At 71.7% G+C, this 22,782-nt stretch carries 17 protein-coding genes; 4 read left to right on the top strand and 13 right to left on the bottom strand.

The window, feature by feature from the left end; genetic code table 11:
• Positions 1-171 precede the first annotated feature (171 nt).
• A complete protein-coding gene (locus ACFU3E_RS36395; RefSeq protein WP_384168473.1) occupies positions 172-1,308 on the top strand; it encodes a vanadium-dependent haloperoxidase in 1,137 nt (378 codons plus the stop codon).
• 213 nt (positions 1,309-1,521) lie between these two features.
• On the opposite strand, the gene serA is transcribed toward ACFU3E_RS36395, so the two are convergent.
• From serA to ACFU3E_RS36365, 6 genes are all read right to left on the bottom strand, one after another.
• Positions 1,522-3,111, bottom strand: coding sequence for a phosphoglycerate dehydrogenase (gene serA / locus ACFU3E_RS36390; protein ID WP_384168470.1), 1,590 nt, complete (start codon positions 3,109-3,111; stop codon positions 1,522-1,524).
• A gap of 272 nt (positions 3,112-3,383) precedes the next feature.
• The gene (gene ilvC / locus ACFU3E_RS36385; RefSeq protein WP_248507267.1) at positions 3,384-4,382 is read right to left on the bottom strand and encodes a ketol-acid reductoisomerase; all 999 of its coding nucleotides are present in this window, start codon (positions 4,380-4,382) and stop codon (positions 3,384-3,386) included.
• Positions 4,383-4,503: 121 nt separating this feature from the next.
• Entirely contained in the window at positions 4,504-5,028 is a 525-nt protein-coding gene (gene ilvN, locus ACFU3E_RS36380) for an acetolactate synthase small subunit (protein WP_358602444.1), read from the bottom strand.
• A 21-nt stretch (positions 5,029-5,049) separates the two neighbouring features.
• The gene (locus ACFU3E_RS36375) at positions 5,050-6,897 is read right to left on the bottom strand and encodes an acetolactate synthase large subunit (RefSeq protein WP_384168466.1); all 1,848 of its coding nucleotides are present in this window, start codon (positions 6,895-6,897) and stop codon (positions 5,050-5,052) included.
• Between the two features lie 230 nt (positions 6,898-7,127).
• The gene (locus ACFU3E_RS36370) at positions 7,128-10,136 is read right to left on the bottom strand and encodes a putative bifunctional diguanylate cyclase/phosphodiesterase (protein ID WP_384168462.1); all 3,009 of its coding nucleotides are present in this window, start codon (positions 10,134-10,136) and stop codon (positions 7,128-7,130) included.
• Between the two features lie 424 nt (positions 10,137-10,560).
• Positions 10,561-11,511, bottom strand: coding sequence for a 2-hydroxyacid dehydrogenase (locus ACFU3E_RS36365; RefSeq protein WP_384168459.1), 951 nt, complete (start codon positions 11,509-11,511; stop codon positions 10,561-10,563).
• A gap of 77 nt (positions 11,512-11,588) precedes the next feature.
• On the opposite strand from ACFU3E_RS36365, the gene ACFU3E_RS36360 reads away from it, so the two are divergent.
• Both ACFU3E_RS36360 and ACFU3E_RS36355 read left to right on the top strand, forming a co-directional pair.
• Positions 11,589-12,587: an aldo/keto reductase gene (locus ACFU3E_RS36360; protein ID WP_384168456.1), complete on the top strand. Its 999-nt coding sequence runs from the start codon at positions 11,589-11,591 to the stop codon at positions 12,585-12,587.
• Positions 12,588-12,713: 126 nt separating this feature from the next.
• Positions 12,714-13,886: a PQQ-dependent sugar dehydrogenase gene (locus ACFU3E_RS36355; protein ID WP_384168453.1), complete on the top strand. Its 1,173-nt coding sequence runs from the start codon at positions 12,714-12,716 to the stop codon at positions 13,884-13,886.
• Positions 13,887-14,091: 205 nt separating this feature from the next.
• Here ACFU3E_RS36355 and ACFU3E_RS36350 read toward each other — a convergent pair whose 3' ends face one another.
• From ACFU3E_RS36350 to ACFU3E_RS36320, 7 genes are all read right to left on the bottom strand, one after another.
• The gene (locus ACFU3E_RS36350) at positions 14,092-14,277 is read right to left on the bottom strand and encodes a DUF6191 domain-containing protein (RefSeq protein ID WP_384168476.1); all 186 of its coding nucleotides are present in this window, start codon (positions 14,275-14,277) and stop codon (positions 14,092-14,094) included.
• A 59-nt stretch (positions 14,278-14,336) separates the two neighbouring features.
• Complete coding sequence (locus tag ACFU3E_RS36345) at positions 14,337-17,381, bottom strand: AAA family ATPase (protein ID WP_384168450.1); 3,045 nt, start codon at positions 17,379-17,381, stop codon at positions 14,337-14,339.
• A gap of 128 nt (positions 17,382-17,509) precedes the next feature.
• Positions 17,510-17,695, bottom strand: a complete 186-nt coding sequence (locus ACFU3E_RS36340) for a hypothetical protein (protein WP_384168447.1) — start codon at positions 17,693-17,695, stop codon at positions 17,510-17,512.
• A gap of 196 nt (positions 17,696-17,891) precedes the next feature.
• Entirely contained in the window at positions 17,892-18,425 is a 534-nt protein-coding gene (locus ACFU3E_RS36335) for a hypothetical protein (protein ID WP_384168444.1), read from the bottom strand.
• Positions 18,426-18,460: 35 nt separating this feature from the next.
• A complete protein-coding gene (locus ACFU3E_RS36330) occupies positions 18,461-19,033 on the bottom strand; it encodes a GNAT family N-acetyltransferase (RefSeq protein ID WP_384168441.1) in 573 nt (190 codons plus the stop codon).
• The gene (locus tag ACFU3E_RS36325) at positions 19,011-21,257 is read right to left on the bottom strand and encodes an MMPL family transporter (RefSeq protein ID WP_384168438.1); all 2,247 of its coding nucleotides are present in this window, start codon (positions 21,255-21,257) and stop codon (positions 19,011-19,013) included. The genes ACFU3E_RS36330 and ACFU3E_RS36325 overlap by 23 nt, the downstream gene beginning before the upstream one ends.
• Before the next feature lie 158 nt (positions 21,258-21,415).
• Complete coding sequence (locus ACFU3E_RS36320) at positions 21,416-21,757, bottom strand: hypothetical protein (RefSeq protein ID WP_384168435.1); 342 nt, start codon at positions 21,755-21,757, stop codon at positions 21,416-21,418.
• Positions 21,758-21,948: 191 nt separating this feature from the next.
• Between ACFU3E_RS36320 and ACFU3E_RS36315 the strand changes: the two genes are divergently transcribed.
• Positions 21,949-22,749, top strand: a complete 801-nt coding sequence (locus ACFU3E_RS36315) for an SAM-dependent methyltransferase (protein WP_384168432.1) — start codon at positions 21,949-21,951, stop codon at positions 22,747-22,749.
• The last annotated feature ends 33 nt before the right edge of the window (positions 22,750-22,782 follow it).

The raw sequence follows: 22,782 nt of genomic DNA, 5'->3' as shown, positions 1-22,782 counted from the left end.
GTTGAGTTTTCTGCTTCGGGTTTGGCGGTGTGGGGGTTGGCCTGGGGGGTGGTTGCGTTCGCGTTGCCTGCGGCTCAAGCTCGTGCCGGGCCCGGCGCTACCGGGAACCGCGCGCCCGGGGGCGGGCATGCCGCCCCGGACGAGCGGAGCGCGTCGGTCGTCGTCGAGTGGATGCACACGGCCGATGCCACCATCAAGGCCGAGGCCCGTCCGTCCCCGCCCGAGCTGTTCATCCTGCAGGCGTACGTCTCCACCGCCGTCTACAACGCCGTCGTCGGCGTCACGGGTCGCTTCACCCCGTACAAATGGGACGAGCGGGCGCCTCGTACGGCCTCGTCCGCGGCGGCTGCCGCCTCGGCGGCGCACCAGGTGCTGCGCCATCACTTCCCCGGGGCCGCATCCCGGCTGGACACCGCCCTGACCGGCACGCTCGCGCGGATCCCCGACGGCGAGGCCGAGGACGAGGGCGTCGCGTTCGGGAAGCTCGCCGCCGACCACATCATCGATCTGCGCCGCGGTGACGGCCGCGGCGCGTCGGTGCCCTTTCCCTTCCGCCCGGGCCCCGGCGTCTGGCGACCCACCCCACCCGGCCACGAGCCCTTCAGCACGGCCTGGGTCGGCAGGGTCCGGCCCCTGCTGCTGGACAGCCCGCACCAGTTCCGCCCCGGCCCGCCGCCTTCGCTCCGCTCCGCCCGGTACGCGAAGGACCTCAACGAACTGGCGTACTACGGAGGGCGGACCGGCTCGCGCCGGACGCCCGAACAGACGGACACCGCGCACTACTTCGTCGCCCCGAACCTGCAGGAGGCCCTGGGCGACCACGCCACCCGGCACGGACTCGGCATCGCCGAGACGGCGCGCCTGTACGCGGCGGCCAACACAGCACAGGCGGACGCCGTCATCACGGCCTGGGACGCCAAACTCCACTACGGCACCTGGCGCGCCGTCACGGCCGTCCGGGAGGCGGACAGCGACGGCAACCCGGCGACCCGGCCGGACCGGGGCTGGGAGCCGCTGCTCGTCACGCCGTCGCATCCGGACTACCTCAGCGGCCACACCACCATGGGCGGCGCGCTGATGCGCATGCTCACCGGGATCCTCGGCACCTCCCGCGTCGACCTGAACATCCGGTCGAACAGCTCCGGTACGTACCGCCACTACCGCTACGCCCAGGAGTACGAACAGGACGTCATCGACGCGCGGGTCTGGGGCGGGATCCACACCCGGACGGCCGACGAGGTGGGCAACGCCACCGGCCGGCAACTCGCGGCCTGGGCACTGCGGAAGTACTTCCGCCCGAGCCCCTGACCCCGCAGCGGACTCCGAAACCCGAGGGCGGCGTCACGTCCCCTCGTACCCTCGATCACCCTGCGGAGCCCCGCGGCCGGCGGCGGTGATGACCCTGCGGCGGCTCCGGGTACGGACAAACGCCGGACAGGCTGATCAGCTCAGCCCGTCCGGCGTTCGAGGGACGAGTCCGTTCAGGGCGAACGGGGGCCGGGGGCGCAGCCCCCGGGAAGGTCAGGCCAGGTTCACGGAACGCGCGGACGTGGCGCCGATCTCCGCCGCGACCTCGGCCAGCACACCGGCGGTCACCGTGTCGTCCACGGTCAGCACCGCCAGCGCCTCGCCGCCGGCCACCGACCGCGACACCTGCATGCCGGCGATGTTGAGGCCCGCCTCGCCGAGGATGCGGCCCACCGCGCCGACGACACCGGGGCGGTCCTCGTACTTCAGCACGATCATGTGGTCGGCGAGCGCGAGGTCCACGTCGTAGTCACCGACGGCGACGATCTTCTGGAGGTGCTTCGGGCCGGCCAGCGTGCCGGACACCGACACCTCCTCGCCGTCGGCGAGAGTTCCGCGCACCGTGACGACGTTGCGGTGCTCGGTCGCCTCGGAGCTGGTGGTGAGGCGCACCTCGACGCCGCGCTCCTGCGCGAACAGCGGGGCGTTGACGTACGACACCGTCTCGTCGACGACGTCCTCGAAGACACCCTTGAGCGCGGACAGCTCCAGCACCTTCACATCGTGCTGGGTGATCTCGCCGTACACCTCCACGTCGAGGCGGACCGCGACCTCACCGGCGAGCGCGGTGAAGATCCGGCCCAGACGCTCGGCGAGCGGCAGGCCCGGCTTGACGTCCTCGGCGATGACACCGCCCTGGACGTTCACCGCGTCCGGCACGAGCTCACCGGCGAGGGCGAGGCGCACCGAGCGGGCGACGGCGATACCGGCCTTCTCCTGCGCCTCGTCGGTGGAGGCACCGAGGTGCGGGGTGGCGACGACTTGGTCGAACTCGAAGAGCGGGGAGTCCGTGCAGGGCTCCTTCGCGTACACGTCGAGACCGGCACCGGCGACCCGGCCCTCCTTGAGGGCGGAGTACAGCGCCTCCTCGTCGACGATCCCGCCGCGCGCGGCGTTGACGATGCGCACGCTCGGCTTGACCTTGCGCAGCGCCTCGTCGCCGATCAGGCCGAGGGTCTCGGGGGTCTTGGGGAGGTGGACGGTGATGAAGTCGGAGACCTCGAGCAGCTCGTCCAGCGACAGCACCTTGACGCCCATCTGCGCGGCGCGGGCGGGCTGCACGTAGGGGTCGTAGGCGACGACCTTCATGCCGAAGGCCGACATGCGCTGCGCGACGAGCGCGCCGATGCGGCCGAGGCCGACGACACCGAGGGTCTTCTCGGCCAGCTCGACACCGGTGTACTTGCTGCGCTTCCACTCGCCGTTCTTCAGCGCGGCGTTCGCCTGCGGAATGTTGCGGGCGGTGGCGACGAGCAGACCGCAGGCCAGCTCGGCGGCGGTCACGATGTTGGAGGTGGGGGCGTTGACGACCATCACGCCGGCCTTGGTGGCGGCGGAGACGTCCACGTTGTCCAGGCCGACGCCGGCTCGTGCGACGACCTTCAGCTTGTTCGCGGCGGCGATCGCCTCGGCGTCGACCTTGGTCGCCGAGCGGACCAGGATCGCGTCCACGTCGGCGATGGCCGGGAGCAGCTCGGCTCGGTCCGCACCGTTGCAGTGCCGGATCTCGAAGTCCGGGCCCAGCGCGTCGACGGTGGCGGGCGACAGCTCTTCAGCGATGAGTACGACGGGTTTCGAGCTCACGTGAGTCCTCACAAGTCCAGTGCTGCGGACGGCCGTCCCGACGGCCGCAGGCGGTGGAGGGATGCTTGCCGCGTTGGAGACGCACGACGCTGTGGGCCTGACGCGTATGTATGTGTGCAGCAGTCTAGTGGCGCCGGGGGCGTCGCCTTGCGCCGCTGCGGAAGGATCACCCGTCCGTGGCCGGACGGGATGGACAACGCCGTACCACCGACGTTACCCGGGGTTCGCCGAAGGGGCCGGAGCGGGATGCTCCGGCCCCTCGGGCAGGCGGCTTACGCCTCCTCGTCGACCCAGCTCATGAGCTTGCGCAGCTCCTTGCCGGTGGTCTCCAGCAGGTGCTCGGAGTCCTGGGTCTTGTACTCGTTGTACTTCTTCAGACCGCCGTGGTACTCGTCCATCCACTGCTGGGCGAAGGTGCCGTCCTGGATCTCGGCGAGGACCTTCTTCATCTCGGCCTTGGTGGCGTCCGTGATGATCCGCGGGCCGGTGACGTAGTCGCCCCACTCGGCGGTCTCGGAGATCGACCAGCGCATCTTCTCCAGGCCGCCCTCGTACATGAGGTCCACGATCAGCTTCAGCTCGTGCAGGCACTCGAAGTAGGCGATCTCCGGCTGGTAGCCGGCCTCGGTCAGCGTCTCGAAGCCCGCCTTGACCAGCGCCGCGGTGCCACCGCAGAGGACGGCCTGCTCACCGAACAGGTCGGTCTCGGTCTCCTCGGTGAAGGTCGTCTTGATGACGCCGGCGCGGGTGCCGCCGATGCCCTTCGCGTACGACAGGGCCAGCGCGAAGCCGTTGCCCGTGGCGTCCTGCTCGACGGCGGCGATGCAGGGAACGCCGCGGCCCTCCTCGTACTGGCGGCGCACCAGGTGGCCCGGGCCCTTCGGGGCGACCATGCAGACGTCCACGCCGGCCGGGGGCTTGATGAAGCCGAAGCGGATGTTCAGGCCGTGGCCGAAGAACAGCGCGTCGCCGTCCTTCAGGTTGTCCTTGATGTGCTCCTCGTAGACCTGGGCCTGGATCGGGTCCGGGACGAGGATCATGATGACGTCGGCCTCGGCGGCGGCCTCCGACGGGCTCACCACGCGCAGGCCCTGCTCCTCGGCCTTGGCCTTGGACTTGGAGCCCTCGTGCAGACCGACGCGCACGTCGACACCCGAGTCACGGAGCGACAGCGCGTGGGCGTGGCCCTGGCTGCCGTAACCGATGACCGCGACCTTGCGGCCCTGGATGATGGACAGGTCGGCGTCGGCGTCGTAGAACAGCTCGGCCACTTTGGGTTCTCTCCTCGGGAGTGCAGGTGTTGCGTCCCACCGTATGACGGGGGGCGGAAGGGAAGTCTGAGGGTCTCGGAATACGGGCGGCCGACGGCGCGCCGACCGCCCGTCCCGGGTCTTACGCCGACCGGTCCAGGGCGCGCAGCGACCGGTCCGTGATGGATCGGGCACCGCGGCCGATCGCGATGGTGCCGGACTGGACGAGCTCCTTGATGCCGTACGGCTCCAGCATCTTGAGCATCGCGGTCAGCTTCTCGCCGGATCCGGTGGCCTCGATGGTGACGGCCTCCGGGGAGACGTCGACGGTCTTGGCGCGGAACAGCTGGACGATCTCGACGATCTGGGAGCGCGTCTCGTTGTCGGCGCGCACCTTCACCAGGACGAGTTCGCGCTGCACCGCCTGCGACGGCTCCAGCTCGACGATCTTCAACACGTTGACGAGCTTGTTGAGCTGCTTGGTGACCTGCTCCAGCGGCAGTTCCTCCACGCCGACGACGATGGTGATGCGGGAGATGTCGGGGTGCTCGGTGACACCGACCGCGAGGGAGTCGATGTTGAAGCCGCGGCGGGAGAACAGGGCGGCGATCCGGGCGAGGATGCCGGGGGTGTTCTCCACCAGGACGGAGAGCGTGTGCTTGGACATGATCTGCTTCCTTTACGGCTCTCAGTCGTCTTCGTTGTCGCCGAAGTCGGGGCGGACGTCCCGGGCGGCCATGATCTCGTCGTTGGAGGTGCCGGCGGCGACCATCGGCCAGACCATCGCGTCCTCGTGGACGATGAAGTCGACGACGACCGGGCGGTCGTTGATGGAGTTCGCCTCTTCGATGACCTTGTCGAGGTCGTCCGGGGACTCGCAGCGGATGGCGTAGCAGCCCATGGCCTCCGACAGCTTCACGAAGTCGGGGACGCGGGTGCCGCGGGCCTCCGGGTTCACGTCGTCCGGGCCGGAGTGCAGGACCGTGTTGCTGTACCGCTGGTTGTAGAAGAGGGTCTGCCACTGGCGGACCATCCCGAGGGCGCCGTTGTTGATGACGGCGACCTTGATCGGGATGTTGTTCAGGGCGCAGGTGGCGAGCTCCTGGTTGGTCATCTGGAAGCAGCCGTCGCCGTCGATCGCCCAGACGGCCCGCTCGGGCGCGCCGGCCTTGGCGCCCATGGCGGCCGGGACGGCGTAGCCCATGGTTCCGGCGCCGCCGGAGTTCAGCCAGGTGCCCGGCTTGTCGTACTCGATGTAGTGCGCGGCCCACATCTGGTGCTGACCGACGCCCGCCGTGAAGATCGTGCCCTCGGGGGCGAGCTGTCCGATGCGCTCGATGACCTGCTGCGGGGAGAGCGAGCCGTCGCCGGGCTGGTCGTAACCGAGCGGGTAGGTCTCGCGCCAGCGGTTCAGGTCGTTCCACCACATGCCGTAGTCGCCCCGGTGGCCCTCGCTGTGCTCCTTCTGCACGGCCTGGACCAGGTCGGCGATGACCTCGCGGGCGTCACCGACGATCGGCACGTCGGCGGCGCGGTTCTTGCCGATCTCGGCCGGGTCGATGTCAGCGTGGACGATCTTGGCGTGCGGGGCGAAGCTGTCCAGCTTGCCGGTGACGCGGTCGTCGAAGCGGGCTCCGAGGGCGACGATCAGGTCGGCCTTCTGCAGGGCGGTGACGGCGGCCACCGAGCCGTGCATGCCGGGCATGCCCAGGTGCTGCGGGTGGTTGTCGGGGAACGCGCCGAGCGCCATCAGGGTCGTGGTGACGGGCGCGCCGGTGAGCTCGGCGAGGACCTTCAGCTCGGCGGTGGCCCGGGCCTTGAGCACACCGCCGCCGACGTACAGCACCGGTCGGCGGGCCTGGGTGATCAGCTTGGCGGCCTCGCGGATCTGCTTGGCGTGCGGCTTGGTCACCGGGCGGTAGCCGGGCAGGTCCATGGCCGGCGGCCAGGAGAAGGTCGTCTTCGCCTGGAGGGCGTCCTTGGCGATGTCGACCAGGACCGGGCCGGGACGGCCGGTGGAGGCGATGTGGAAGGCCTGGGCGATGACCCGCGGGATGTCATCGGCCTGGGTGACGAGGAAGTTGTGCTTGGTGATCGGCATGGTGATGCCGACGATGTCCGCTTCCTGGAAGGCGTCCGTGCCGATCGCCTTGGAGGCCACCTGTCCGGTGATCGCGACCATCGGCACCGAGTCCATGTGCGCGTCGGCGATCGGCGTGACCAGGTTGGTCGCGCCGGGGCCCGAGGTCGCCATGCAGACGCCGACCTTGCCGGTGGCCAGCGCATACCCCTCGGCCGCGTGACCGGCGCCCTGCTCGTGGCGCACCAGGACGTGACGCACGCGGGTGGAGTCCATCAGCGGGTCGTACGCCGGAAGGATGCAACCACCGGGAATGCCGAATACCGTGTCGGCGCCGACCTCCTCGAGAGAGCGGATGAGGGACTGCGCGCCCGTCACCTGCTCGGGGGCGGAGTGGTGTCCTCCGGATCGGGGCCGGGGCTGCGGGTGGTGGGCCCCGGTGGCCTGCTCGGTCATCGGCATTCTCTTCTCAGATGCTGAGGGTTTTTGCGAGGTTTGTACGGTCTTCGGCTGCTGCACGAAAGGCGCCTGTGCAACAAAAAACCCCTCGTGCCATAAGGCAAGCGAGGGGAGCGCGCCGGGTGGGGTCGCTGAGCGGTCGAGGCTCAGCGTCAGCCGACGCGCTTTCCAAGTACGAGAATTCGGGTGCGCATGGCACTGACCCTCCCCCCGGCACGCACTCACTGTCAAGTGGGTGGGACGGGAGTCTCATTATGTGAGCGGAGGGCCGTACCGCCTCCGATGACGGCGGACACCCCCGAGCTGTACACCCGTGGAGCCCCCGCGAACGCCGGTTCGGACGGTCCGTTCGGCACCGGATAGTGGCCGGCGGCGAGCGCCCGGCGCAGCCGGTACTCGTCGAGCGGCCCGGAGAACGCCATGCCCTGCCCGTGCGTGCAGCCCATCGCGCGCAGGGCGATGACCTGCTCCGGCAGATCCACCCCCTCGGCCACGGACTTCAGCCCGAGGTCGCCCGCGATACGCAGCAGCCCGCTGGTGATCTTGTGCAGGCGTGCGGACTCGACGACACCCTCCACCAGACCGCGGTCGATCTTCAGGACGTCGACGGGAAGCCTCCTGAGGGCCGTGATCGCCGCGTAGCCGCTGCCGAACCCGTCGAGCGCGATCCGTACGCCGACGCGCCGCAGGGCGCCCAGACGCCGCTCCAGCTCGTCCAGCGGGACCCTCGGGTCGACATCGGACAGCTCGATGATCAGCGACCCGGACGGCAGCCCGTGCCGCGTGAGCAGCGCCTCGATCGAGCCGAGCGGCATCGACCGGTCCAGCAGCCGGCGGGCGCTCATCCGCACGACGACCGGCACGGACAGCCCGGTCGCGTGCCGCTCCGCGGCCTGCACGACGGCCTCCTCGATCATCCACCGGCCCAGCTCGGCGGTCTTGTCGCTGTCCTCGGCCACGCGCAGGAACTCCGCCGGGGTGAAGAGCACCCCTTGCGAGGAGCGCCAGCGCGCCTGCGCGGACACCGACGAGATCCGGCCGTCTTCCAGGGACACCACCGGCTGGTGCAGCAGGGCGAACTCCCCGTCGTGCAGCGCGGCCCGCAGGCGGGTGGCCAGCTCCGCCTTGCGGACGACGTCCTGCTGCATCTGCGGCTTGTACAGCTCGACGCGGCCCTTGCCACCGGCCTTGGCGCGGTACATGGCCAGGTCGGCGTTGCGCAGCAGCTCGCCCGCGCCGAGGCCGGCCTCGGCGAAGGCCACGCCGATGGAGGCGTTGACCCGGACATCGTTGCCGTCGATGAGGTAGGGCTGGGACAGCGTCGTCCTGAGGCGGTCGGCGAGCTCCAGGATGTGCCGCTCCCGGGCGTCCCGGTCGCGGGTGTTGTCCCCCGCGATCAGGGCCGCGAACTCGTCTCCGCCGAGCCGGGAGGCGGTGTCGCCGTGCCGGACGGAGTCCTGGAGTCTGCGGGCGGCCTGCACGAGCAGCTCGTCCCCGGCCTGGTGCCCGATCGTGTCGTTGACGGCCTTGAAGCCGTCGAGGTCGATGAACAGCACGGCCGTGTTCCGCAGGGCCACGCCCCGGTCGGAGGCGCGGCGGCCCGAGAGGGCGTGCTGGACGCGCTTGGTGAACAGGGCGCGGTTGGGCAGGTCGGTGAGCGGGTCGTGCTCGGCGTTGTGCTGCAACTGGGCCTGGAGCCGCACCCTTTCGGTCACGTCGCGGCTGTTGAAGATCAGGCCGCCGTGATGGCGGTTGACGGTCGACTCGACGTTCAGCCAGCCGTCGTCACCCGAGCGGAAGCGGCACTCGATGCGCGTGGTGGGTTCCTCGACCGGGTTGGCGGCGAGGAATCTGCGCACCTCGTGCACGACGCAGCCCAGGTCCTCGGGGTGGATGAGATGGGCCAGTTCCGTCCCCACCAGCTCCTCCGCCGAGCGGCCGTACACGCCGGCTGCCGCCGGGGAGACGTACCTCAGGACGCCGCTGGGGGCGGCGATCATGATGACGTCACTGGAGCCCTGCACCAGGGAGCGGAAGTGGTTCTCCTTCTGCGCCAGTTCCTGGGTGAGGGTGATGTTGTCGAGCAGCATGATGCCCTGGCGCACGACGAGCGCGAGCACGACGGTGCCCCCGGTGAGCAGGACCACGCGGTCGACGCTGCGGCCGTTGAGGACGTTGTAGAGGATCCCCAGGGTGCACACGGCGGCCGCGAGATACGGCGTGAGGGCGGCGAGGGAGCCGGCGATGGGCCGGGCGGCCGGGTACCGGCTGTGCTCGGCGCCCGGCAGGGGCATCTGGTGGTGGGGGCCGCTGCGCTGTCCCGGCACGTGCTCGTGCACCACGCGGGTGTGCCCCGTGCCGCCGTGCCGGTCCGGGCCGTGCCGGTCGCTCTCCGAGCGGCGCCCGGCCCACGGGGCGTACGCCAGGAGCAGCGAGCCGGCGAACCAGCCCGCGTCGAGCAGTTGGCCGGAGCGGTAGTCGTGGTGCATGAGCGGCGAGGTGAACAGGGCGTCGCACATCACGGTCAGCGCGAGGGCGCCGATGGCGGTGTTGACCGCGGAGCGGTTCACCGCGGACCGCCTGAAGTGCAGGGCGAGCACCATGCTCACCAACGCGATGTCGAGCAGCGGGTATGCCAGCGACAGCGCGGTGTGCGCCACGCTCGGCCCTTCGGACTTCGCGGCCTGGGCGAGGGCGAGGCTCCAGGCCAGCGTCAGCAGCGAGCCGCCGATGAGCCAGGCGTCCAGCCCGAGACAGACCCAGCCGGCCTTGGTCACCGGCCGCTTGGCGAGCACCAGCAACCCGACGATCGCGGGCGGCGCGAAGCAGAGGAAGAACAGGTCTGCGTAGCTGGGACTGGGCACGGGCAGCCCCAGGACCACCTCGTACCACCCCCAGACCAGGTTGCCCAGGGCGGCCATGGCCGAGGAGAGGCCGAACAGCAGCCAGGCGGGCCGAAAGCGGGTGCAGCGGCTGCGGGCGTAGACGAAGCACGAGACGGCGGCGGTGGCGGCCGCGGCGCTCAGCCCGAAGTCGCCCATGATCAGCGCCAGTTCGCTCGAACCCCAGCCGAACGCGGCACCGACGGCGTATCCCGCGCAGACCAGGGCGAGGCCGAGTTGGAGAGCCGGGCCCGGCCGGCGGCCGGTGACCGGAGTGCGAGGCAGCAGCGCGCCCGGTGACGGAGGCTGTGCCCGCAGCGCTCCGTCCAGCGTGGGGGTGGGGGGCGCGCTCACCGGGTCCTCCCGGTCCGCGCCGCGCCCGGTTCCTGCGGGTCCCGGTGGACCTGCAGATCATGCCTTCCGCGGCCGCCGGGCCCGCGGCGGTGATGGCTGCGTTCGGTGCGGTGTTCGCTGTGGTGGGTGTGGTGGCCGCCGTGATCGGCGTGGTGACCGCGTCCGCCGGCGGCCGTCCGCCAGGGTCGCCGCCGGCCGCCCCGCCCCGTCGGATCGCTCGTCCAAAGGCCGTGCATCGCCTGTCGCCCCCCTCACAGTCTGAAGTGTCCGTCCCCGGCGCCGAACGGTCCCCGGCGCTGCCCCTGTCGGGACGATACACCAGTCTCGTCACTCAGGGACATAGGTTCTCTACGCTCCGTGACGATCAACAGATATATGAGTACCCACCGCACCCGGAGGATTGCGGACGGTACTCGAAGGTCTCTCAGTCGGTTGATGCACCCGTCGTGAGGATCACGTTGCGGAGCGGCTCCCGGTTCACATAACGGTTCAACTGGTCCGCCAGGAGCCGCCTGGCGCGCGGAAGGAACGCGGAGGTGGGTCCGCCGACATGGGGGCTGATGAGTACCCCCGGCGCACGCCACAAGGGGTGTTCGCGCGCCAGCGGCTCCGGATCGGTGACGTCCAGGGCGGCGGTGATGCGGCCGCTCTCCAGCTCGGCGAGCAGGGCCTTGGTGTCGACGACCGGGCCGCGGGCGACGTTGACGAGGAGCGCTCCGTCCTTCATCCGGGCCAGGAAGTCGGCTCCGGCCAGGCCACGGGTGGTTTCGGTGAGCGGGGTGGACAGGATGACGACGTCCGCCTCCGGCAGCAGCGCGGGGAGTTCGGTGAGCGGATGCACCGGACCGCGCGCCGTGGTGCGCTCGGAGCGCGCGACGCGCGCCACCCGCGCCACCTCGAACGGAACGAGCCGGTCCTCGATGGCCTCGCCGATCGAGCCGTATCCCACGATGAGGACGTTCTTGTCCGCGAGCGCGGGCCGGAACCCGCCGAGCCACTCCCCCCGGTCCTGCGCACGGACGAAGTCGGGGATCCCGCGCAGCGAGGCCAGGATCAGCGCGAGGGTGAGCTCGCCGGTGCTGGCCTCGTGCACCCCGCGCGCATTGCACAGCCGCACGCCCGCAGGCAGGTGCCCGAGCCCGGGCTCCACGTGGTCGATCCCGGCGGAGAGGGTCTGCACGACCTGGACGTTGCTCATCCGCCCCATGGGACGCACGCACAGCGGGCTGGGCTTCATGTACGGGACGACGTAGAAGGCACAGTCGGCCGGGTCCGCGGGGAAGTCCTCCCCGCCGTTCCAGAAGCGGTAGTCCGGGCCCTCGGGGAGTCCCTCGATCTCGTCCGGCGGGATGGGCAGCCACACGTCAGCAGTCATGCTCTGGAGGCTATGTCAGGCGCCTGCGGCGGCAGAGGTTAGGTTGGGGTGGCTCGAACAGGGAGGGTCACGACCAGGTGGAGCGCAGGACGATCGGCGCGGCGGCGCTCGCGGTGGGGGCCGTCGGACTCGGGTGCATGCCGATGAGCTGGGCCTACAGCGCGTCGAGGCGGCGCGGCGACGAGTCGCTCAGGGCAGTGCACCGGGCGCTCGACCTGGGCGCGTCCCTGCTGGACACGGCCGACATGTACGGCCCCTTCACCAACGAGCTTCTGGTGGGGCGGGCGTTGAAGGAGCGGCGGTCCGACGCGTTCGTGTCGACGAAGGTCGGACTGCTCGTGGGCGACCAGCACATCGTCGCCAACGGCCGCCCCGGGTACGTGAAGCGGGCCTGCGACGCGTCGCTGCGGCGGCTCCAGACGGACGTCATCGACCTCTACCAGCTGCACCGGGCCGACCCCGAGGTGCCGGTGGAGGAGACCTGGGGCGCGATGGCGGAACTCGTCCAGGCCGGGAAGGTACGGGCGTTGGGCCTGTGCGCGGTGGGCGCGCGGGCCGGCCGCCGGGCCGGGGCCCGGCGGCACGACGGAACGATCCGGCAGCTGGAGCGGGTGCAGCAGGTCTTCCCGGTGAGCGCGGTGGAGGCGGAGCTGTCGGTGTGGTCGCCGGAGGCACTGGAGACCCTGCTGCCGTGGTGCCGGACACGGGGCGTCGGCTTCCTCGCCGCGATGCCGCTGGGCAACGGCTTCCTGACCGGCAGGCTGCGGCCCGGCGCGGGGTTCGAGGCGGACGACCCGCGCGCCCGACACCCCCGCTTCACGGCCGAGATGATGGCCGCGAACCAGCCGTTCGTCGCGGGCCTGCGCCGCGTGGCCCGCCGGCACGGCACGGACGTCACGCCCGCCCAGGTCGCCCTCGCGTGGGTGCTGGCCCAGGGCCCGCACGTGGTCCCGGTCCCGGGCACGAAACAGGAGCGCTGGGTCACGGAGAACACGGCCGCGACGGCACTGCGCCTGACCCCCGACGACCTCAGGGAGATTGCGGAGCTGCCACCGGCCCAGGGATCGTGGGACTGAACCCCGGTTCCGCCGCCGGGGCGTTTCGGGCAAACCCCGTGTTCCTGGTTCTGCGTTCCGTGATCGGGAACCTGGGAGCCGCGAGCGGTGTATGACAGGGAGAGGACCTGCCCCGTCGAAGGGACCATGATCGTGTCACGTCGAGCCGTCCCGACCGTGCTGGCCGCCGCCGCGCTCCTGCTGACGGCCGGTTGCTCCTCCGACGGCGGAGGATCGTCCGCCAAGGACGAGAGCACCTCCCCCAGCCGTACGGCACCGGGATCGTCCGCGCCGCCGCGACAGGCCGCCGAGGAGACGCCACCCGCCAAGGGCTCGGTGAAGGTGGTGCGCACCGTCGCCGAGGGCCTGGAGTCCCCCTGGGGTCTCGCTCCGCTGCCGGGCGGCGGCCTGCTCGTCGCCTCCCGGGACGAGGGGACGATCGTCCGGGTCGACGAGAAGACCGGCAAGAAGACCGAACTGGGCGAGGTGCCGGGGGTCTCGGCGGCCGGCGAGGGCGGCCTCCTCGGGCTCGCCCTGTCCCCCGACTACGCCTCGGACCACATGGTCTACGCGTACTTCACCTCGGCCTCCGACAACCGCATCGTCCGCATGATCTACGACGAGCAGAAGCCCCGCGGCGAGCAGCTCGGCGCGCCCGACACGGTCTTCAGGGGCATCCCCAAGGGCTTCGTCCACAACGGCGGCCGCATCGAGTTCGGCCCCGACAAGATGCTGTACGTGGGGACGGGCGAGAGCGGCGACACCGGCCTGTCCCAGGACAAGGACTCCGTGGGCGGCAAGATCCTGCGCCTGACCCCGGAGGGCGAGCCGGCGCCGGGCAACCCGTTCCCCGACTCACCGGTGTACTCCTACGGCCACCGCAATGTGCAGGGCCTGGCCTGGGACGGCGAGCAGCGGCTGTTCGCCTCGGAGTTCGGCCAGGACACCTGGGACGAGCTCAACGCGATCAAGCCCGGCGACAACTACGGCTGGCCGGAGGCCGAGGGCAGGTCCGGCGACTCCGGGTTCCACAACCCGGTCGACCAGTGGACCACGGCCGAGGCCTCCCCCAGCGGCATCGCCCACGCCGAGGGGTCGATCTGGATGGCGGGCCTGCGCGGCAAGCGCCTGTGGCGCATCCCGCTGAACGGCACCGAGGCCTCGGCCGAGCCGCAGTCCTTCCTGGAGGGCGAGTACGGCCGGCTGCGCACGGTGGTGCCGGCGGGCGGCGACCGGCTGTGGCTGGTGACCAGCAACACGGACGGCCGGGGCAGCCCGAAGGACGGGGACGACCGGATCCTGGAGCTGCAGGTGAAGTAGCGGCTCCCGCCGGGCCCCAGGCGGATTCGTTTCGCGCAGGGTGCCGGGGCGCACGGCTCCCCGGCAGCGTCCATGCCGCCCGTCCGGCCTCTCCTCATCCTCAATCCGGCCAGGGCATGGACCAGAGGCCGGCCGCCTCGGCGAGCGTGGGATCACTGAGGGGTCCTTTCACGGCTCCTTCGAAGCCGCGCTGGGAGGCTGTGGGCTAGGTGTCTCGGCTCGCAGGGTCGTCGGGCTCCTCCCCGGGCGGGCGTACGACGACCTTCCCGGACGCGAGGTCTATCGGTCCGCGTCCGGGATCGCCGTCCCCGACGTCCTCACGGGCCAGTTCCAGACGGTTCTGCTCGTCGCGGGTGTGCTTGCGCCCGGGCGAGAACAGTTCCTCGAACACGTTGAACAACGGTGCCTCCCTGGGCCGCGGGATCCGCGACGTCCTCTCCAGCGTATGCCTCAGCCCGCCGGACCGGGCATGACCATGGCGACCGGGAACAGCCCGAGCCGGTGCGCCATCGCCGCCGCCTCGCCCCGCCCGGAGACGCCGAGCTTCCCCAGGATGTTGGAGACGTGCACGCTCGCGGTCTTCGGCGAGATGAACAGCTCCTGCGCGATGCGGCGGTTGGTGTGGCCGGCGGCGACCAGGCGCAGCACGTCCCGTTCCCGGCTGGTCAGACCGAGGGCCTCGGCGGGGTCGGCGGGCGCGGGCCCTGGTTCCTCGGCGGGCGGGAGCGGGAGCCGGGCGCGCCGGCCGAGTGCGGTGGCGGCGTCGCCGAGCGGCCGGGCGCCGAGATGCCGGGCGACGGTGTGGGCGAGGCGGAGCAGTTCCGTGGCGCGTTCGCGCTCGTCCTCGCCGCCGGATGTCAGCAGGGACTCGGCCAGGCGGTACCGGACGCGGGCGAGGTCGTAGGGCCGGTCCAGGGATTCGAAGGCGGTGACCACGTCCGACCAGGTGTCCGGGGTGCTCCGGCCCTCGGCGCGCTGGAGTTCGGCGCGGACCCACCGCTCGTGGGCGAGCCAGACGGGGGCGTGCGTGGTGAGGCGCCTGACGGCAAAGAAGATGCTGTTCAGGACCTCCTCGCGGCCGTCGCGGGCGGCGGGCAGCGCCCGGGCGTCGGCCTCGGCGGTGGCCGCTTGGAGCAGCAGCGGCCAGGCGTAGCGCTGGGTGCCGAGCGGGAAGCCGGACTCCAGGGTGCGGGCCAGTTCGGCGCGGGCGTCGGCCAGGCGGCCCTCGGCGGCGGCGAGGGCGATGGTGAGGCAGGCGATCGGCAGGTCGTGCTGCGGCATGGGGTCGTGCGGGCCGTAGCAGGCGCGGGCCTCGGCGAGGTGGCGGGCGGCCTCGGGCACCTGGCCGCGGGCGAGTGCGAGGAACGCCAGGCTGCCGGCGCCGGACCCGTACGGCGCGGCCGTCTGCCCTTGCCGCTGGGCGCTGACGGCCGTCTCGGCGGCCTCGTCCCAGCGCCCCAGGGAGATGAGCGACTCGGCGAGGTTGCCCCGGACCCAGCCCTCGGACTCGGTCAGTCCCATCCGGCAGGTGAGCCGCAGGCCCTCGCGCAGAATGTCCACGGACTCCTCGGAGCGCCCGATGCCTTCCAGGGCGGACGGCAGGTTCACATGGCTGCGGCCCACGACGACCGCGAGACCACGGGCCACCACCTCGTCCCTGACGTCGTACATGTGGGCCAGTCCGGCTTCGGTCTGCCCTGCCTCGACCATGAGCCCGCCGAGGGTGAGCCGGGCGTGGGACTCGATCTCGTCGGCGCCCACCATGCGCGCGTACTCGACGGCCCGCTCGGCGGCGGCCAGGGCCTCCGGTCCGGGCTGGCGGAGCATCGACCAGTGCGCGACCGTGGCCAGCACCTCGGCGTGCACCTCGGACGGCGGCAGGCCGCGGACCAGGTCCTGTGCCGTGGCGATCTCCTTCCAGCCGTCGCCGCGGGCGAGCCGCTGCACCAGCCGGGAGCGCTGGATCCAGAACCACGCGGTGCGCAGCTGGTCGTTCTCCTCGTCCAGCAGGCGCAGCGCCCGCTTGGTGATCTTCAGGGCGCGTTCGCGCTCCCCGCACAGCCGTCCGGCGACGGCCGCCTCGGCCAGCAGGTCCAGATAGCGCAGCGGGGTGGTGGCCGGGTCGCAGCCGCAGGGAGGGTAGACCTCGGCGTAGTCGGCGGGGCGCAGGGTCCGGCGAACGGCCTCGGGGGCGGCGTCCCACAGCTCCATCGCCCTTTCCAGAAGCCGGAGTTGCTCGGAGTAGGCGTGGCGCCGGCGGGCCTCGACGGAGGCTTCGAGGACGGCGGGCAGGGCCTTGGCTGCGTCGTGGGCGTGGTACCAGTAGCTGGCCAGGCGGGTCGCCCGCTGGTCGGCGGGGACGAGGGCGGGGTCGCTCTCCAGGGCCTCGGCGCAGCGGCGGTTGAGGCGGGAGCGTTCGCCGGGGAGGAGGTCGTCACTGACGGCCTCGCGGACCAGGGAGTGGCGGAAGCGGTAGCCGTCGCCGCCGGGCGCGGGGGCGAGGATGCTGGCGTTCACGGCGGCCCGCAGTGCCTCGATGAGCTCGTCCTCGGTGAGCCGGGCGACGGCGGACAGCAGCCGGTACTCGACGGTGGAGCCGCCCTCGGCGACGATCCGGGCGACCTGCTGGGCAGGCTCCGGCAGCCCTTCCACGCGGACGAGCAGCAGGTCGCGCAGGGAGTCGGTCAGGCCCGTCCGACAGCCCTCATGGGCGGCGACGGCGAGTTCCTCGACGAAGAAGGCGTTGCCGTCGGAGCGTTCGAAGATCGCGTCGATCCGGCCGGGTTCGGGTTCATGGGCGAGGATCCCGGCGACCTGGCGGCTCACCTCGTCACGGTTGAAGCGGGCGAGTTCGAGGCGGCGGATCGTACGGAGCCGGTCGAGCTCGGCGAGCAGCGGCCTGAGCGGGTGGCGGCGGTGGATGTCGTCGGAGCGGTAGGTGGCGAGGACGACGAGGCGGCCGGTGCGCAGGGTGCGGAAGAGGTAGGAGAGCAGATGGCGGGTGGAGGCGTCGGCCCAGTGCAGGTCCTCCAGGGCGAGGACGACGGTGTGCTCGGCGGCGACGCGCTCCAGCAGGCGTGCGGTGAGCTCGAAGAGGCGGGCCATGCCGTCCTCGTCGTGCCGCCCGGCCCTCGACTCGCCCAGCTCGGGCAGCAGCCGTGCCAGTTCCTCCTCCTGGCCGGCGGCCGCGGCGGCCAGCTCGCCGGGGAGTTCGCGGCGCAGTGCGCGCAGTGCGGTGGAGAAGGGGGCGAAGGGCAGCCCGTCGGCGCCGATCTCCACGCAGCCGCCGAGTGCGATCACCGCCCCGCGGCGGCGGGCGGCGGCGGCGAACTCCTCGACCAGGCGGGTCTTGCCGACTCCGGCCTCCCCGCCGATGAGCAGCGCCTGCGGCTCGCCCTCGCAGGCGCGCACGAGCGCGTCGTGCAGCGTGCCCAGTTCCTCGGCACGGCCGACGAACACGGGGCTGACGGACCTGGTCTCCACGGCCCCGAGCATCGCATGCGGGTCCGAGGGCGCGGCACCGGTTTTCCGTCGAACGGCCGGAGCAGCGGCCGCCGTTCCCGCAGGAACGACGACCGCTGCTCCCCGGACGGCCACGCCCGCGGCCGGTCCCGCCCCGGTGTTCACGCCGTCCGGGCGGACCGGAGCCGGCGGAAGCGGCGGCTATGGCTTTCGTGCTCGGGGGAGTCTGCGCGCGCTTCGTGGCGGGCCGCGCGGCGGGCCCGGGCGGCCTCGCGGACCAGACGCTCGTGGTCGGCCCGGCGGATGAGGTCGGAGGTGCGCAGCTGCTGGAGTTCGTACTCGTACATGGTGTGTCCTTGAGGAGAGGCCGGTCACGGAGTGTTTCTCCGCGATGACCTCACTCTCGTCTCCCAGGCGGGCCTGCCACATCGGGAGAGTTCCGCATCTATGGCGGTGGGAGGGGCCTTAGACGCGGCTGAGGGGCCTCAGGGGCTCCGTAAGGTGCTTACGGAACGCCTAAGACCCCTCAGGAGCCGCGGGCTCTCAGCTCGCGGACGGCAGTCCGAGCAGGATGCCGGTGTACTTGAGGACGGCCAGGAACAGGCCGATGACGCCGAGGGCGACTCCCGCCCAGGCGACGGACTTGATCCAGGGGGCCTGGATCCTGCCCGGCGTGCCGAACGCGGGCCGGGCCAGCGTCACGACACCGACGACCAGTGCGATCAGCGCGAACAGGCCGCCCCACAGGGCGGTGGTCTGCCAGGCGTCGCCGTAGACCGCCTGGATCTGCTGGGCCACGCCCGCGTTCTGCGCGGTCTCCAGCTGACCGACGAGGTTCTGGCGCGCGGCGGCCACCGTGCCGATCCAGCTGCCGGTGAGCGAGACGACACCCAGGGCGGCGGAGACCACGGCTGCGGCGCCCTGGCCTACGCCGGAGGGGCTCTCCTCCTTGGTCTGCGCGTCGTCGGCCGCGGCCTGGACCTCGGTCTGGGGCGCCTCGTCGGACTCGGTGGTGCCCACCGCCTTCTCGGTCGTGGCCTGGGTGGCCTCGGTCTCGTCCACTGCGTTCGTTGCCATGTCTCGCACCGTAGATTCGCTGTCTGAGAAGTCTCTTAATGGTCTCTGTGAGCGGCATGCGCACGTGCGGCGCGCCACTCGGGTGCCAGCACGGACCAGACTTCGAGATCGTGCCGTACGCCACCATAGGGGTGGGCCTCGCGTCGCACACCGTCACGGGTCATACCGAGTCGCCGCGCCACGTTCAGGCTCGGCCGGTTGCCGGAGGCGGCGACCCACTCGACACGGTGGATGCCGCGCCGCTCGACGGCCCAGTCGATGAGGACCCGCATCGCCCGCGTGACCAGGCCCCGGCCCGTTCCGGCCGGTTCCAGCCAGCATCCGACCTCGCAGTTTCCGGTGGTCGCGTCGAAGTTCAGGAACAGCACCCCGCCCACCAGCGTCCCCTCCAGCCACAGGCCGTGCAGGGAGCCCGTGTCGGCGGCGCGCATGTCGGCGTAGAGCTGGAGCTTCGCGCGGGCCGAGAGCAGGTCCGTCTCGGTCGTCCCGAACGGGATGTACTGGCCGATGAACTCCCGCCCCCGGTCCAGGTGCGCCAGGAACTCCCCGGCGTGCCAGGGCTCCAGGGGCCTCAGCTCGGCGTCGTCACCCAGGGATATCGCGTACATCCCGCTGCCGCTCCTCCTCCGCCAGGACGTCCGCCACCTCGGCGTCCGTCGCGGCGGCCAGCCTCTCATGGGCGGCGCGGCTCTCGGGCGGCTCGATGCTGATGCGCGGCATGCGCCGGTCCAGCCAGCGGGGCAGCCACCAGTTGGCGCCGCCGAGCAGGTGCATCAGGGCGGGGACGAGGAGCGTGCGCAGCACGAAGGCGTCCAGGGCGACGGCGGCGGCCAGGGCGATGCCGAACATGGCGATCACCCGGTCGCCGCTGAGCACGAAGGCCAGGAAGACGGAGATCATGATGACCGCGGCCGAGTTGATCACCCGGCTGGTCTCGGCGAGGCCGACGCGCACGGCCCGCCGGTTGTCGCCGGTCTCCAGCCACTCCTCGTACATCCGGCTGACCAGGAAGACCTGGTAGTCCATGGAGAGGCCGAAGAGCACGGAGACCATGATCACGGGCAGGAAGGGCTCGATGGGCCCCGCGCTGCCGAGACCGAGCAGTTCGCTGCCCCAGCCCCACTGGAAGATCGCGACCACCACCCCGAAGGCGGAGGCCACGGCGGCGACGTTCATCGCGGCGGCCTTCAGCGGGATGCCGACGGACCGGAAGGCGAGCAGGAGGAGCAGACAGCCCAGGCCGATGACGACGCCGACGAACACGGGCAGCTTGGAGACGATGACGTCGGCGAAGTCGTCGTAGCCGGCCGTCATGCCACCCACCTGCACGTCGAGCGAGGTGCCCGACTCGGCACGCGGCAGCACCTCGCCGCGCAGCCGGTCGACGAGGTCGCTGGTGTCCTTCGACTGCGGGGAGGACTCCGGGACGACGGTCAGGTACGCGGTGTGGCCGCCGGAGTCGAACGTCACCGGGGTGACCGAGGCGACACCGTCGGTGGTGCGGAGGGTGCCGTCGAGGTTGTCCAGGGCGACTCTGTCGCCTGCTCCGTCGACCTTGGTGACGAGGGTGAGCGGCCCGTTCACGCCGGGGCCGAAGCCGTCGGCGAGCAGGTCGTAGGCCTGGCGGGTGGTAGCCGTCCGCGGTCCGTTGCCCTGGTCGGAGGTGCCCAGGTGCAGGGAGAGGGTGGGCAGCGCGAGGACGGCCATGACGGCCAGGGCGACCGCGCCGAGCACCTTGGGGTGGCGTTCCACGAAGGCCGACCAGCGGGCCGCGAACCCGGTGGGCACCTCGGGTTCGGGTCCGTGCTCCACGAGGCGGCGGCGCTCACGGCGGCTGAGCGCGCGCATGCCTATGAAGGACAGCAGGGCGGGCAGCAGGGTGACGGAGGCGGCGACGGTGAGGATCACGGTGAGGCTGGCCGCGACGGCGACGCCGTTGAGGAAGCTCAGCCGGAGGATCAGCATGCCCAGGAGGGCGATGCAAACGGTGGCACCCGCGAACACGACCGCCCGTCCCGTGGTCGCGACGGCGTTCGTGGCGGCCTCCGTGACGGACAGCCCGCGTTTCAGTCCGCGCCGGTGTCTGGTGACGATGAACAGCGCGTAGTCGATGCCGACGCCGAGCCCGATCAGCAGGCCCAGCATGGGTGCGAAGTCCGCGACGGTCATGGCGTGCCCGAGCAGCACGATCCCGGCGTAGGCGGTACCGACGCCGACCAGGGCGGTGGCGATGGGCAGCAGGGACGCGGCGAGCGAGCCGAAGGCGAGGAACAGCACCACCGCGGCGACGATCACACCGACGATCTCGGCGACGTGCCCGCCGGAGGACTCGGTGAGCGCGACGGCGCTGCCGCCCAGCTCCACCTGGAGCCCGTCGGTCTCGGCGCTCTTCGCGGTGTCGACGACGGCCTGCGCCTCGCCCTCGGCGATGTCCTCTGCCTGGTCGTCGAAGGTGACGGAGGCGTACGCCGTGCGGCCGTCGGCGCTGATGCGGGCCGTGCCCGGCCCGTCGTAGGGGCTGGTGACCGAGGCCACACCGGGGAGGTCCTCGATCCGGTCCAGGGTGCGGGTCATCGCCTGCTCGACGTCGGCGGTGCGGACGCTGCCGGACGTGGTGTGCCAGACGACGGTGTCGCTGTCACCGCCGAGCTGCGGGAATCCCTCGTGCAGCAGCTCGGTGGCGCGGCCCGACTCGGTACCGGGGACCTGGTAGTCGTTCGAGTACGTGGTGCCGGCGACGGCGGCACCGGCGGCGATCCCCGCGAACGCGAGGAGCCACAGCAGGACGCTGAGCAGACGGCGCTGGACACACCAGCGGGCGAGGGCTGCCACGAATCGTGCTCCCGGAGTTGCCTTGTGTGGATCTTTGGCCGGGAACAGTCGTGCATGAACTGAACAGCCAGCAAAGAACGCATGAGCAATGCGCCGCCACTCTTACAGGCTCACGAGATCATTTGTCGCTTTCGTGGGCTTATTCACAGCGGCCTGACTCAGTCGATCTGGTCCCCCAGCGCCATCACCATCACGCCCGCGATCAGCAGCCACAGTGCGCGCCGGGTGCGGCCGCGGGAGCCCAGCACGGCGGCGGCTGCGCATACGGCGGCTCCGCCGGCGTACGCGGCCGGGACCAGGACCGGTGCCGAGCGCGTGAGGCGGAGCAGCGCCGCGGCCACACCGGCCAGGGTCAGTGCGACGCCGGTGCCTGCCGCCGTCCAGCGGGCCCGCCGCGCGTCCTCCTCGTCTTCCGCCTGATCGTCGGCCTCGTGCTGCCCGGCGGCCGTCTCCGAGTCCGCCGGCTCTGGACCGGTGTCGGAATCAGCACGTCCACTCATGGCCGAGACGGTAGCGCGCCGGGCGGGGGAAACCGGGTGCGGGTGCGGCGGACCGCCTGCTAGCGTCCGTCGGTCCGAGGAACACCCGCGGCCTCCCGCCGCCCGGCCGAAGCAGGTGCATTGTTTGACGGTCCGACCGAGCTCCTACGCATCCCCGTTCTTCCCCAAGGACTCAAGGAGCCCGTTCACCGATGTCGGACATCACTTCCCGGACCTCGAACGACCCCCTCGCTGACCGCGCCGGCCACCCCCGCTACCCCCGCAGCAACCGCTACGACGCCCGCTGGACCATCGACAACCAGATGGGCCCGCACGCGCTGTGGCTGCTGGAGTGGCTGGCTCCCGCCCTGGGGCTCGACACCCTGAGCCCCGGTTCCCGCGTGCTCGACCTGGGCTGCGGACGCGCCATGACGTCGATCTTCCTCGCCGAGGAGTACGACGTGCAGGTCACCGCCGCCGACCTGTGGATCAAGCCCGGCGAGAACGCCGGGCGCATCGCCGAGGCGGGCGTCGCCGACCGCGTCCTGCCCGTGCACGCCGAGGCGCACGACCTGCCCTTCGGCGAGGGCGGCTTCGACGCGATCGTCTCCATCGACGCCTACCAGTACTTCGGCACGAACGACCTGTACCTGCCCGAGCTGACGCGGCTGCTGAAGCCCGGCGGGCGGATCGGCGTCGTCGTACCGGCGCTGCGCGAGGAGATCGACGGCGCCGAGCCGCCGGAGCATCTCAAGCCGTTCTGGGAGCCCGGATTCTGGTGCTTCCACACCGCGGCCTGGTGGCGGCGCCACTGGACCCGCGGCGGGGTGGAGGTCGAGACCGCGGACTGGCTGGAGGACGGCTGGCGCGACTGGCTGCGGTGGAGCGAGGTCGTGGCCGAGGAGCACACGGACGAGTTCCACATCCGGATGGCCGGACAGTCGGCCGAGATGCTGCGTCTCGACCAGGGGTCCACGCTCGGCTTCGTCCGGGTCGTGGGACGCCGCCTGTAAGCGGCTGAGGGGGGATGCGCCGGGTTCGGCGCA

The organism is Streptomyces sp. NPDC057424, assembly GCF_042803315.1.
Taxonomy (GTDB): domain Bacteria; phylum Actinomycetota; class Actinomycetes; order Streptomycetales; family Streptomycetaceae; genus Streptomyces.
Note: the sequence above shows the minus strand (reverse complement) of the source record. Positions and strands in the feature narration are given on the sequence as shown.

What these genes read in the sequence shown, in the direction of transcription:
- ACFU3E_RS36365 (WP_384168459.1), bottom strand. Translation starts at nt 11,511, where the DNA reads ATGACTGCTGACGTGTGGCTGCCCATCCCGCCGGACGAGATCGAGGGA.
- ACFU3E_RS36395 (WP_384168473.1), top strand. Translation starts at nt 172, where the DNA reads ATGCACACGGCCGATGCCACCATCAAGGCCGAGGCCCGTCCGTCCCCG.
- ACFU3E_RS36330 (WP_384168441.1), bottom strand. Translation starts at nt 19,033, where the DNA reads ATGTACGCGATATCCCTGGGTGACGACGCCGAGCTGAGGCCCCTGGAG.
- ACFU3E_RS36315 (WP_384168432.1), top strand. Translation starts at nt 21,949, where the DNA reads ATGTCGGACATCACTTCCCGGACCTCGAACGACCCCCTCGCTGACCGC.
- ACFU3E_RS36345 (WP_384168450.1), bottom strand. Translation starts at nt 17,381, where the DNA reads ATGCTCGGGGCCGTGGAGACCAGGTCCGTCAGCCCCGTGTTCGTCGGC.
- ACFU3E_RS36340 (WP_384168447.1), bottom strand. Translation starts at nt 17,695, where the DNA reads ATGTACGAGTACGAACTCCAGCAGCTGCGCACCTCCGACCTCATCCGC.
- ACFU3E_RS36355 (WP_384168453.1), top strand. Translation starts at nt 12,714, where the DNA reads ATGATCGTGTCACGTCGAGCCGTCCCGACCGTGCTGGCCGCCGCCGCG.
- ACFU3E_RS36320 (WP_384168435.1), bottom strand. Translation starts at nt 21,757, where the DNA reads ATGAGTGGACGTGCTGATTCCGACACCGGTCCAGAGCCGGCGGACTCG.
- ilvN (WP_358602444.1), bottom strand. Translation starts at nt 5,028, where the DNA reads ATGTCCAAGCACACGCTCTCCGTCCTGGTGGAGAACACCCCCGGCATC.
- ACFU3E_RS36375 (WP_384168466.1), bottom strand. Translation starts at nt 6,897, where the DNA reads ATGACCGAGCAGGCCACCGGGGCCCACCACCCGCAGCCCCGGCCCCGA.
- ACFU3E_RS36335 (WP_384168444.1), bottom strand. Translation starts at nt 18,425, where the DNA reads ATGGCAACGAACGCAGTGGACGAGACCGAGGCCACCCAGGCCACGACC.